The sequence below is a fragment of the Streptococcus mitis SK564 genome (assembly GCF_000148525.1).
In the GTDB taxonomy this organism is placed as follows: Bacteria; Bacillota; Bacilli; order Lactobacillales; family Streptococcaceae; genus Streptococcus; species Streptococcus mitis_H.
Window position 1 is genome coordinate 41,590 of record NZ_AEDU01000033.1, and the last position, 11,443, is coordinate 53,032.

Sequence of the window (11,443 nt, forward strand, 5' to 3'; positions counted from 1 at the left end):
AGTATTATTGTAATTGAGATTGATCTGGAAGATAAGAGCCACCTAGATAGGTATTGCTGAGTTTTTCAAGGGTTCCATCTTGATAGAGTTCTTTGAGTGCTTTATCAAATTTCTCTTTAAACTCTTTTTGGTCACTTGAGAAAACGATATAGTTGCTGGGGTTATCGGCAGAAGGTAAATCAACGACTGAGAGGTCTAAGCCACGGTCCTTGATAATCTTTTGAACGGATACCTTGTCAAAAACTAGGAAATCAAACTCTCCGTTAGCAAGGTCTAGGATTCGTTTGCCGATATCTTCACCAGAAAAATCTATAGTAGCAGGATTATCAGTGTGTTTCTGATTCCAGTTATTGATGAATTGAGCGTTTGAAGTTCCGGTATCCTCTTGAGTTGTTTTGCCAGCGATTTGGTCAAGAGAAGTCAAAGGATTTTTCTTGTTGCTGACAAGGACGAGGGGATTATTCGAAATTGGAAGTGAGTAAAGGTATTTTTCAGCACGCTCTTTTGTGTAACTCAAGTTATTAGCTGCTGCTTGATAGTGACCAGAATCAAGTCCTGGGAAGATACTCTCCCAGGCGGTTCTTTGAAATTGAATCTCGTAGTCGCTGAGTTTTTCATCTACTGCTTTTAGAACTTCAATATCGAAGCCTGTCAGATTGCCTTTATCTTCGTAGTCAAATGGTGGCACATCGCCAGCTGTAGCAACGACGATTGTCTTTTGAGAGCTGGTTTCTTTAGGTGTAGATTGATTTCCACAGGCAACTAAAAATGGGAAGATGAGTAGTAAAAGGCTAAATTTTTTCATAATGTCTCCATTTAAATGTAAAGTACTTGCTAGTTTATCAGAAACTTTCTTGATGAACCAATATATATTTTTTATGACTGTAATAAAAAATCTTAATCATGAAAAATCTCTGCAAGCTCTTTCAAATTATGGTAGAATGGAAGCAGTAGAATTAGAAAAGGAAATCGATTATGAAATTTCTTGAATTAAATAAAAAACGTCATGCGACTAAGCATTTCACTGATAAGCCAGTGGATCCAAAAGATGTGCGTACGGCTATCGAAATTGCAACCTTGGCACCAAGTGCCCACAACAGCCAGCCATGGAAATTTGTAGTGGTGCGTGAGAAAAATGCCGAACTAGCAAAATTGGCTTACGGTTCAAACTTTGAACAGGTATCATCAGCGCCTGTAACTATTGCCTTGTTTACAGACACAGATTTGGCTAAACGTGCTCGTAAGATTGCCCGAGTTGGTGGTGCTAATAACTTTTCTGAAGAGCAACTTCAATATTTTATGAAGAATTTGCCTGCTGAATTTGCCCGTTACAATGAACAACAAGTCAGCGACTATCTAGCCCTCAATGCAGGTTTGGTTGCTATGAACTTGGTTCTCGCTCTTACAGACCAAGGAATCGGATCAAATCTTATTCTTGGTTTTGACAAATCAAAAGTCAATGAAGTTTTGGATATCGAAGACCGCTTCCGCCCAGAACTTTTGATTACAGTGGGATACACAGACGAAAAATTGGAACCAAGTTACCGCTTGCCAGTAGATGAAATCATCGAGAAAAGATAGAAAGAAGAAAAAAATGACAGCAATTGATTTTACAGCAGAAGTAGAAAAACGCAAAGAAGACCTCTTGGCTGACTTGTTTAGCCTTTTAGAAATCAACTCAGAACGAGATGACAGCAAGGTTGATGCTGAGCATCCATTTGGACCTGGTCCAGTAAAAGCCTTGGAAAAATTCCTTGAAATCGCAGACCGTGATGGCTACCCAACTAAAAATGTTGACAACTATGCAGGACATTTTGAGTTTGGTGATGGAGAAGAAGTTCTCGGAATCTTTGCCCACATGGACGTGGTACCAGCTGGTAGCGGTTGGGACACAGACCCTTACACACCGACTATCAAAGACGGTCGCCTTTATGCGCGTGGGGCGTCGGACGACAAGGGTCCTACAACAGCTTGTTACTATGGCTTGAAAATCATCAAAGAATTGGGCCTTCCAACTTCTAAAAAAGTTCGCTTCATCGTCGGAACAGACGAAGAATCAGGCTGGGCAGATATGGACTACTACTTCGAGCACGTAGGACTTGCGAAACCAGACTTCGGTTTCTCTCCAGACGCTGAATTCCCTATCATCAATGGTGAAAAAGGAAATATCACGGAATATCTCCACTTTGCAGGTGAAAATGCAGGTGTTGCCCGTCTTCACAGCTTCACAGGTGGTTTGCGTGAAAACATGGTACCAGAATCAGCAACAGCAGTTGTTTCAGGTGACTTAGCTGACTTGCAAGCTAAACTAGATGCTTTTGTTGCAGAACACAAACTTAGAGGAGAACTCCAAGAAGAAGCTGGCCAATACAAGGTGACGATTATTGGTAAATCAGCCCACGGTGCTATGCCTGCTTCAGGTGTCAATGGTGCGACTTACCTAGCCCTCTTCCTTAGCCAGTTTGACTTTGCTGGTCCAGCTAAAGACTACCTTGACATCGCTGGTAAAATTCTCTTGAACGACCATGAGGGTGAAAGTCTCAAGATTGCCCATGTGGACGAAAAGATGGGCGCCCTTTCTATGAATGCCGGTGTCTTCCGCTTTGACGAAACAAGCGCTGACAATACCATTGCCCTCAACATCCGCTATCCAAAAGGAACAAGTCCTGAGCAAATCAAGTCAATTCTTGAAAACTTGCCAGTTGCTTCTGTTAGCCTTTCTGAACACGGTCACACGCCTCACTATGTACCAATGGAAGATCCACTTGTTCAAACCTTGTTGAATGTTTATGAAAAACAAACTGGTCTACAAGGTCATGAACAAGTTATTGGTGGTGGAACCTTTGGTCGCTTGCTTGAACGTGGGGTTGCCTACGGTGCTATGTTCCCAGACTCAATTGACACCATGCACCAAGCTAATGAATTTATCGCCTTGGACGATCTTTTCCGAGCAGCAGCAATCTATGCCGAAGCTATTTATGAATTGATCAAATAAAACGATAGAAGTCTGAGATTGTATGCTTAGACTTCTTTTTGGAGGAAAAGTAGATGTCCCAAATCGAAAGAATCAAGCAGGCTATCATGGCGGATCCGCAGAATGCCACCTATACAGAGCGTGGCATCGAGCCTCTCTTTGCAGCACCAAAGACTGCTCGCATCAATATCATCGGTCAAGCGCCTGGTCTTAAAACCCAAAAAGCAGGCCTTTACTGGAAGGACAAAAGTGGTGACCGCCTGAGAAACTGGCTAGGTGTGGATGAAGATACCTTTTACGATTCAGGATATTTTGCTGTTTTGCCTATGGATTTCTACTTTCCTGGGCATGGCAAGTCAGGTGACCTGCCACCTCGAGCTGGCTTTGCCGAAAAATGGCATCCGCAGCTCTTGCAAGAATTACCAGATATTCAATTGACCCTCTTGATTGGGCAATATGCCCAGACCTACTATTTAAAGGAGAAAATCAGTGGCAAGGTAACAGAACGGGTAAAACATTATCAGAATTACTTGCCAACCTATTTTCCTTTAGTTCATCCCTCGCCTAGAAATCAAATCTGGATGGCCAAAAATCCTTGGTTTGAGGCAGAAGTGGTGCCAGATTTGAAAAAAAGAATTAAAACTATTTTAGGAGAAAAAGAATGAAAGAAATAACCTTTGACGCATTTTGCCAGCTTTACCAAAACGACCAACTTTCTCTAGTAGATGTGAGAGAAGTGGATGAGTTTGAAGCTCTTCATTTAGAAGGTGCTCAGAATCTTCCTCTGAGTCAATTAGCTGATACATATGATCAATTGGACAAGGATCAGTTACATTATGTTATTTGTAAATCTGGAATGAGATCGGCGCGTGCTTGCCAATTCTTATCAGAACAAGGTTATGAGGTTATCAATGTACAAGGTGGCATGATGGCCTTTGAAGAACTTTAATACTCAATGAAAATCAAAGAGCAAACTAGGAAGCTAGCCGCAGGCTGTACTTGAGTACGGCAAGGTGAAGCTGACAGTATAAACATTAGAATTTTCTCCTACTTGGCGTGGGCTGGGTAGGGGATTTTATTTTTAGACAATTCTCATTTTTAAGAATCTTGAAAACATTCAATATTTACTTCGTGAAGCTTTTTTCATACTCCTATTCATGATATACTAGGTCAGTATTTTATAAATATGAAGGAGATTTTCATGGCTAAAAAAGGTGCCCTAACAGGTTTACTCCTGTTTGGAATATTTTTTGGTGCGGGGAACTTGATTTTTCCGCCTTCTCTAGGTGCTCTATCTGGAGAACATTTTCTTCCTGCCATCGCAGGTTTTGTCTTTTCAGGTGTCGGTATCGCCGTCTTGACTCTTATTATTGGAACGCTAAATCCTAAAGGATATATCTACGAGATTTCAACAAAGATAGCGCCTTGGTTTGCGACTCTTTACCTCTCAGTTCTTTACTTGTCAATCGGTCCATTCTTTGCTATCCCACGTACAGCTACAACAGCTTACGAAGTAGGGATTAGCCCTCTTTTGTCGGATGCAAATAAAGGTCTTGGATTGATTGTCTTTACGGTTCTTTACTTTGCAGCAGCGTATCTAATCTCGCTTAATCCATCAAAAATCTTGGACCGTATCGGCCGTATTTTAACGCCAGTCTTTGCGATTTTGATCGTTATCTTGGTTGTTCTGGGAGCTTTCAAATACGGTGGAACAAGTCCTCAAGCTGCTTCAGCTGCTTATCAAGCTTCTGCCTTTGGTACAGGTTTCCTAGAAGGTTACAATACCTTGGACGCCCTTGCCTCAGTTGCCTTTAGCGTAATCGCAGTTCAAACCTTGAAACAACTTGGATTTTCAAGTAAGAAAGAATACATTTCGACTATTTGGGTGGTTGGTATCGTTGTTGCCCTTGCCTTCAGCGCTCTTTACATCGGTTTAGGTTTCCTTGGAAATCATTTCCCAGTACCAGCTGAAGCGATGAAGGGTGGAACACCAGGTGTTTACATTTTGTCACAAGCTACTCAAGAAATCTTTGGCTCAACAGCCCAACTCTTCCTTGCAGCTATGGTTACTGTAACCTGCTTCACAACAACAGTTGGTTTGATTGTGTCAACAGCTGAGTTCTTTAATGAACGTTTCCCACAAATCAGCTACAAGGTTTATGCGACAGCCTTTACCCTAATTGGATTTGCCATTGCCAATTTGGGTCTTGATGCGATTATCAAGTACTCAATTCCAGTACTGGTTATCTTGTACCCAATCACGATTGCTATCGTTATGATTGTCATTGTCAACAAATTTGTTGCTCTTTCAAAACCAGGTATGCAGTTGACAATTGCTGTGGTTACAGCTATTGCCATTGCAAGCGTACTAGGAAGCTCATTTAAGGTTGAGTTTCTTGCAAATCTTGTCAACGCTCTTCCTTTTGCTAAGGCATCACTCCCATGGTTGGTGCCAGCCATTGTCGGAATCTTGCTCTCATTGGTTCTACCAAACAAGCAAGAAAGTGATGTTTTTGAAATGGAATAATCACTAAAATCACTTTTGTAGCAAAGTCTGCAGGAGTGATTTTCTTTTTTTATCCGATGATAAATGTGTTATAATAGGTAGCAAAAGAGGTGAAGAAATGAATCAAACAGTAGAATATATCAAAGAACTGACAGCCATTGCGTCGCCAACGGGCTTCACTCGGGAGATTTCGGACTATTTAGTCAAGACTATAGAAGGTTTTGGTTACCAGCCGGTTCGCACAGCTAAGGGTGGTGTCAATGTGACCATTAAAGGTCAAAATGATGAAGAGCATCGCTATGTGACTGCCCATGTGGATACGCTGGGGGCCATTGTCCGTGCTGTCAAACCAGACGGCCGTCTCAAACTAGATCGTATCGGTGGTTTTCCTTGGAACATGATTGAAGGTGAAAACTGTACTGTTCACGTAGCTAGCACAGGTCATAAGGTATCCGGAACCATCCTCATCCACCAAACTTCTTGCCATGTCTACAAGGATGCAGGAACTGCAGAACGCACGCAAGACAATATGGAAGTGCGTTTGGACGCCAAAGTAACTAGTGAAAAAGAAACTCGTGCCTTGGGGATTGAAGTTGGTGATTTCATCAGCTTTGATCCACGAACCGTCGTGACAGAGACAGGTTTTATCAAGTCTCGTCATTTGGACGATAAGGTTAGCGCAGCGATTTTGCTTAATCTGCTTCGTATTTATAAGGAAGAGAAGATTGAGTTGCCAGTAACAACCCATTTTGCTTTCTCAGTCTTTGAAGAAGTGGGGCACGGTGCTAACTCTAATATTCCTGCTCAGGTAGTCGAATATCTGGCTGTGGATATGGGAGCTATGGGAGATGACCAGCAAACAGATGAGTACACAGTGTCTATCTGTGTCAAGGATGCTTCAGGGCCTTATCACTATGATTTCCGTCAACACTTGGTGACCTTGGCGAAAGAGCAAGATATTCCATTCAAGTTGGATATCTATCCATTTTATGGATCGGACGCTTCAGCGGCCATGTCCGCAGGGGCAGAGGTCAAACACGCCCTCCTTGGCGCGGGTATCGAGTCTAGTCATTCTTATGAGCGTACTCATATTGATTCAGTTGTCGCGACGGAGCGTATGGTTGATGCCTATCTTAAGAGCGCACTGGTAGACTAATATGTGCCTTATTTGTCAGAGAATTGAGCTCATCAAGAAGGGAGAAAATCCCTATTTTGTCAAAGAGTTGGAAACAGGCTATCTTGTGATTGGAGACCACCAGTATTTTGCAGGCTATAGTCTCTTTCTAGCCAAGGAACACGTCAGCGAATTGCACCATTTGAAAAAGGAGACAAGACTCCGTTTTCTAGAAGAAATGAGTTTAGTCCAAGAGGCAGTTGCCAAGGCCTTTGCTGCTGAGAAAATGAATATCGAACTGCTAGGAAATGGCGATGCCCATCTTCACTGGCATCTGTTTCCTAGACGAAGAGGTGATATGAAGGGTCACGGTCTCAAAGGGCGTGGGCCAGTCTGGTGGGTTCCCTTTGAAGAAATGACAGCAGAAATCTGCCAATCAAAACCTGATGAGATTAAAAGATTAGTCGAATGTTTATCATCAGAAGTAGATAAACTATTAGAAATAAAGGAGTAAAGATGAAAAAAAGATACCTAGTCTTGACAGCCTTGCTAGCCTTGAGTCTAGCAGCTTGTTCACAAGAAAAAGCAAAAAATGAAGATGGCGCAGCTAAGACAGAACAAACAGCTAAAGCTGATGGAGCAGTCGGCAGTAAATCTCAGGGAGCTGCCCAGAAAAAAGCAGAAGTGGTTAACAAAGGAGACTACTACAGCATCCAAGGGAAATACGATGAAATCATCGTAGCCAACAAACACTATCCATTGTCTAAAGACTATAATCCAGGGGAAAATCCAAAAGCCAAGGCAGAGTTGGTCAAACTCATCAAAGCTATGCAAGAGGCAGGTTTCCCCATTAGCGACCATTACAGTGGCTTTAGAAGTTATGAAACTCAGACCAAGCTCTATCAAGATTATGTCAATCAAGATGGGAAAGAAGCTGCTGACCGTTATTCTGCCCGTCCTGGCTATAGCGAGCACCAGACAGGCTTGGCTTTTGATGTGATTGGGACAAATGGTGATTTGGTGACAGAAGAAAAAGCGGCCCAATGGCTCTTGGACCATGCGGCTGATTATGGCTTTGTTGTCCGTTATCTCAAAGTCAAGGAAAAGGAAACAGGCTATATGGCTGAAGAATGGCACCTTCGTTATGTCGGAAAAGAAGCAAAAGAAATAGCTGCAAGTGGTCTCAGTTTGGAAGAGTATTACGGCTTTGAAGGCGGAGATTACGTCGATTAATACTCTTCGAAAATCTCTTCAAACCACGTCAGCTTCCATCTGCAACCTCAAAACAGTGTTTTGAGCAACCTGCGGCTAGCTTCCTAGTTTGCTCTTTGATTTTCATTGAGTATAAAAAATAAACTTTTCCCTTGCAATTCCAGATAAATAGTGTATAATAGATAGGTATGTAAAAAGCATACTTGTGGGAGGTAAAAATCTCTAATTACCGCCAAAACCACAAAGGAGGATTTAAAAATGGCTAAAAAAGTCGAAAAACTTGTAAAATTGCAAATCCCTGCTGGTAAAGCTACACCAGCTCCACCGGTTGGACCTGCTCTTGGTCAAGCTGGTATCAATATCATGGGATTCACAAAAGAGTTCAACGCTCGTACAGCTGACCAAGCTGGTATGATCATTCCAGTTGTTATCTCAGTTTACGAAGATAAATCATTTACTTTCATCACTAAAACACCACCAGCTGCTGTTCTTTTGAAAAAAGCTGCAGGTGTTGAAAAAGGATCAGGTACACCTAACAAAACTAAAGTTGCTACAGTTACTCGTGCGCAAGTACAAGAAATTGCAGAAACTAAGATGCCAGATTTGAACGCAGCAAACGTAGAGTCTGCAATGCGTATGATTGAAGGTACTGCTCGTTCTATGGGATTCACTGTTGTTGACTAATCAATAACACAGTAGAAAATCTCACAGCAGTCTATTAGTTGCTTTTTATACTAAGCAAGTGACTGAAGCTTGTACTTGGGTACAGCAAGGGAGCTTAATGAAATAGGAAAAGAATCTAATAGACTGAAAACCCGCAAGACTTCATCATTTCGAGGAGTGACGTGGGAGATGAAAATCGATTGAACCACTTACAAGGAGAATAGAAAATGGCTAAAAAAAGCAAACAACTTCGTGCTGCTCTTGAGAAAATCGACAGCACAAAAGCATACAGCGTAGAAGAAGCTGTGGCACTTGCAAAAGAAACAAACTTTGCAAAATTTGACGCAACTGTAGAAGTTGCTTACAACTTGAATATCGACGTTAAAAAAGCTGACCAACAAATCCGTGGAGCAATGGTATTGCCAAACGGTACTGGTAAAACTTCACGCGTTCTTGTTTTCGCACGCGGTGCAAAAGCTGAAGAAGCAAAAGCTGCTGGTGCAGACTTTGTTGGTGAAGATGACCTTGTTGCTAAAATCAACGATGGTTGGTTGGACTTCGACGTAGTTATCGCTACACCTGACATGATGGCTCTTGTTGGACGTCTTGGACGTGTCCTTGGACCACGTAACTTGATGCCAAACCCTAAAACTGGTACTGTAACAATGGATGTTGCTAAAGCAGTTGAAGAGTCTAAAGGTGGTAAAATCACTTACCGTGCTGACCGTGCAGGTAACGTTCAAGCAATCATCGGTAAAGTATCATTTGAAGCTGAAAAATTGGTTGAAAACTTCAAAGCTTTCAACGAAACAATCCAAAAAGCAAAACCAGCTACAGCTAAAGGAACTTATGTAACAAACTTGACTATCACCACTACTCAAGGTGTTGGTATCAAAGTTGATGTAAACTCACTTTAATCAGTAGTTTATACAGAGAGAACGAGTACGAAAGTGCTCGCTTTTTTGATGTACGACGGGCATGTCGTATATCTGGATTTGTAATACTCTTCAAACCACGTTAGCTTTGCCTTGCCGTACTCAAGTACAGTATGCAGCTAGCTTCCTAGTTTGCTCTTTGATTTCCATTGAGTATTATTTGTGTGTACCACTTACTAATGAAGCTTTTAGCGATTCTCAGTCTGACGCTGGAAATAAGAATCGGCAGACTGAGAATCGTGGCTCTACGAACAGGAAGGTGGAGGTTCGTATAATGGATGAAGATGAGAGCAATTCCAAAGTACAAAAATAGTCGTAACCTGAATGTGTAAATGATGGGAGGAGTTGAATTCGAACTAGAGAGGTAATAATAAATTTATGCTATAGTCATGGTGGTTTGTATGCTTTTGATTCTAGTTTATCAAATAATAGATTAGAATTGTCAGATAATATCGTTTTATGTTATAATGAAGAAAAAACAGAGGTGTTCAAATGTCAGAAGCAGGTCATAAGTTTTTAGCAAAACTGGGGAAAAAACGCTTACGTCCAGGTGGAAAACGTGCTACAGATTGGTTAATTGCGGAAGGAGGATTTTCAAAAGAAAAGAGAATACTAGAGGTTGCGTGTAATAGGGGAACTACAGCAATTGAGTTGGCACAGCGTTTTGGTTGTAAGATAACTGCTGTTGATATGGATGCTCAAGCTTTAGAAGTGGCTAAAAAATCTGCTGAAACGGCAGGTGTTGCTCATTTAATCAGTTTTGAAAGAGCTAATGCAATGAAACTTCCTTATGAAGATGCTAGTTTTGATATTGTTATAAATGAAGCTATGCTGACTATGCAAGCCGATCAAGCTAAGAAAAAATGTGTAATGGAATATCTAAGGGTTTTAAAACCTGAAGGTCTTCTCCTGACACATGATGTACTTCTTAAGGAAGCTAAAGAGTCTGTCAGACAGGAATTGTCGCAAGCAATTCATGTAAATGTAGGTCCTTTAACCCAAGATGGTTGGGAGCAAGTGATGATAGAATCGGGTTATCGTGATGTGAAAGTATTGACTGGTGAAATGACATTAATGAAATTATCAGGTATGATTTATGACGAAGGTTGGCTAGGAACTTTGAAAATTTGTGTAAATGCTTGTAAAAAGGAGAATAGAAAGCAGTTTTTAACGATGTATAAAATGTTTGCTAAGAATAAAAAGAAATTGGGCTTTATTGCGATGGCTAGTTATAAATCGTCAAAACGTTAGATAATCATTGAAGTTAACTTTTCCTTTTTTCTTTCTTAAAAAATATGCTATAATAGAGAGTAAAAACTTTGAAAGAAAGAAAAAGATGAATTTAAAAGATTATATTGCAACAATTGAAAATTATCCAAAGGAAGGAATTACCTTCCGTGATATTAGTCCTTTGATGGCTGATGGGAATGCTTATAGCTACGCTGTTCGTGAAATTGTTCAGTATGCTACTGACAAGAAAATAGACATGATTGTAGGTCCTGAGGCTCGTGGTTTTATCGTGGGCTGTCCAGTTGCCTTTGAGTTGGGAATTGGTTTTGCACCTGTTCGTAAACCAGGTAAATTGCCACGCGAAGTCATTTCTGCTGACTATGAAAAAGAGTACGGTGTTGATACCTTGACTATGCATGCTGACGCTATCAAGCCAGGTCAACGTGTTCTTATCGTAGATGACCTCTTGGCAACAGGTGGAACTGTTAAGGCTACTATCGAGATGATTGAAAAACTTGGTGGTGTTGTAGCAGGTTGTGCCTTCCTTGTTGAATTGGATGAATTGAACGGTCGTGAAAAAATCGGTGACTACGATTACAAAGTTCTGATGCATTATTAATGAAAAACAGTCCCTAGGGCTGTTTTCTCTACATTAGGATATAAAAATAGACTATAGCTAGTTAGAGAAAAAGTATAATTGAAAACTATATCTTCTTGCAGTATAATAAAGGGACTAAGTGTTTGAGATTTAGTTTCATACTCAATGAAAATCAAAGAGCAAACTAGCCGCAGGCTACTCAAAGTACAGC

General features: G+C 41.1%; 14 protein-coding genes. 13 read left to right on the forward strand and 1 reads right to left on the reverse strand.

Features of this window, described 5'->3' with window-relative positions; translation table 11 throughout:
- Positions 1–4: 4 nt before the first annotated feature.
- Positions 5–805, reverse strand: a complete 801-nt coding sequence (locus SMSK564_RS12325) for an amino acid ABC transporter substrate-binding protein (RefSeq protein WP_000714648.1) — start codon at positions 803–805, stop codon at positions 5–7.
- A gap of 1 nt (position 806) precedes the next feature.
- Here SMSK564_RS12325 and SMSK564_RS12330 point away from each other — a divergent pair, with 1 nt between their 5' ends.
- The 13 genes from SMSK564_RS12330 to SMSK564_RS12390 all read left to right on the forward strand — a co-directional run bounded on the left by SMSK564_RS12330 (position 807) and on the right by SMSK564_RS12390 (position 11,253).
- The gene (locus tag SMSK564_RS12330) at positions 807–989 is read left to right on the forward strand and encodes a hypothetical protein (RefSeq protein ID WP_000074452.1); all 183 of its coding nucleotides are present in this window, start codon (positions 807–809) and stop codon (positions 987–989) included.
- Positions 976–1,581, forward strand: coding sequence for a nitroreductase family protein (locus SMSK564_RS12335; protein WP_000670164.1), 606 nt, complete (start codon positions 976–978; stop codon positions 1,579–1,581). Before SMSK564_RS12330 ends, SMSK564_RS12335 begins: the two co-directional genes overlap by 14 nt.
- A 13-nt stretch (positions 1,582–1,594) precedes the next feature.
- Complete coding sequence (pepV, locus tag SMSK564_RS12340; RefSeq protein ID WP_000125062.1) at positions 1,595–2,995, forward strand: dipeptidase PepV; 1,401 nt, start codon at positions 1,595–1,597, stop codon at positions 2,993–2,995.
- 53 nt (positions 2,996–3,048) lie between these two features.
- Positions 3,049–3,639 (forward strand): uracil-DNA glycosylase family protein, encoded by a 591-nt coding sequence (locus tag SMSK564_RS12345; RefSeq protein ID WP_000078126.1) that lies wholly within the window; start codon positions 3,049–3,051, stop codon positions 3,637–3,639.
- The gene (locus SMSK564_RS12350; protein WP_000659156.1) at positions 3,636–3,923 is read left to right on the forward strand and encodes a rhodanese-like domain-containing protein; all 288 of its coding nucleotides are present in this window, start codon (positions 3,636–3,638) and stop codon (positions 3,921–3,923) included. The genes SMSK564_RS12345 and SMSK564_RS12350 overlap by 4 nt, the downstream gene beginning before the upstream one ends.
- A 252-nt stretch (positions 3,924–4,175) precedes the next feature.
- Positions 4,176–5,501: a branched-chain amino acid transport system II carrier protein gene (brnQ, locus tag SMSK564_RS12355; protein WP_001074581.1), complete on the forward strand. Its 1,326-nt coding sequence runs from the start codon at positions 4,176–4,178 to the stop codon at positions 5,499–5,501.
- A 97-nt stretch (positions 5,502–5,598) separates the two neighbouring features.
- Positions 5,599–6,636, forward strand: coding sequence for a M42 family metallopeptidase (locus SMSK564_RS12360; protein ID WP_001077208.1), 1,038 nt, complete (start codon positions 5,599–5,601; stop codon positions 6,634–6,636).
- Between the two features lies 1 nt (position 6,637).
- Positions 6,638–7,108 (forward strand): HIT family protein, encoded by a 471-nt coding sequence (locus tag SMSK564_RS12365; RefSeq protein ID WP_000335614.1) that lies wholly within the window; start codon positions 6,638–6,640, stop codon positions 7,106–7,108.
- Between the two features lie 2 nt (positions 7,109–7,110).
- The gene (ldcB, locus tag SMSK564_RS12370; RefSeq protein WP_000747760.1) at positions 7,111–7,827 is read left to right on the forward strand and encodes an LD-carboxypeptidase LdcB/DacB; all 717 of its coding nucleotides are present in this window, start codon (positions 7,111–7,113) and stop codon (positions 7,825–7,827) included.
- A gap of 237 nt (positions 7,828–8,064) precedes the next feature.
- Positions 8,065–8,490 carry a 50S ribosomal protein L11 gene (rplK, locus tag SMSK564_RS12375; RefSeq protein WP_001085807.1) on the forward strand — a complete coding sequence of 142 codons (426 nt, stop codon included), beginning with the start codon at positions 8,065–8,067 and terminating at the stop codon, positions 8,488–8,490.
- A 206-nt stretch (positions 8,491–8,696) separates the two neighbouring features.
- The gene (gene rplA, locus SMSK564_RS12380) at positions 8,697–9,386 is read left to right on the forward strand and encodes a 50S ribosomal protein L1 (protein WP_001085675.1); all 690 of its coding nucleotides are present in this window, start codon (positions 8,697–8,699) and stop codon (positions 9,384–9,386) included.
- 510 nt (positions 9,387–9,896) lie between these two features.
- Positions 9,897–10,655: a class I SAM-dependent methyltransferase gene (locus tag SMSK564_RS12385; protein WP_001287227.1), complete on the forward strand. Its 759-nt coding sequence runs from the start codon at positions 9,897–9,899 to the stop codon at positions 10,653–10,655.
- A gap of 85 nt (positions 10,656–10,740) precedes the next feature.
- Positions 10,741–11,253 (forward strand): adenine phosphoribosyltransferase, encoded by a 513-nt coding sequence (locus tag SMSK564_RS12390; protein ID WP_001049318.1) that lies wholly within the window; start codon positions 10,741–10,743, stop codon positions 11,251–11,253.
- Positions 11,254–11,443 lie beyond the last annotated feature (190 nt).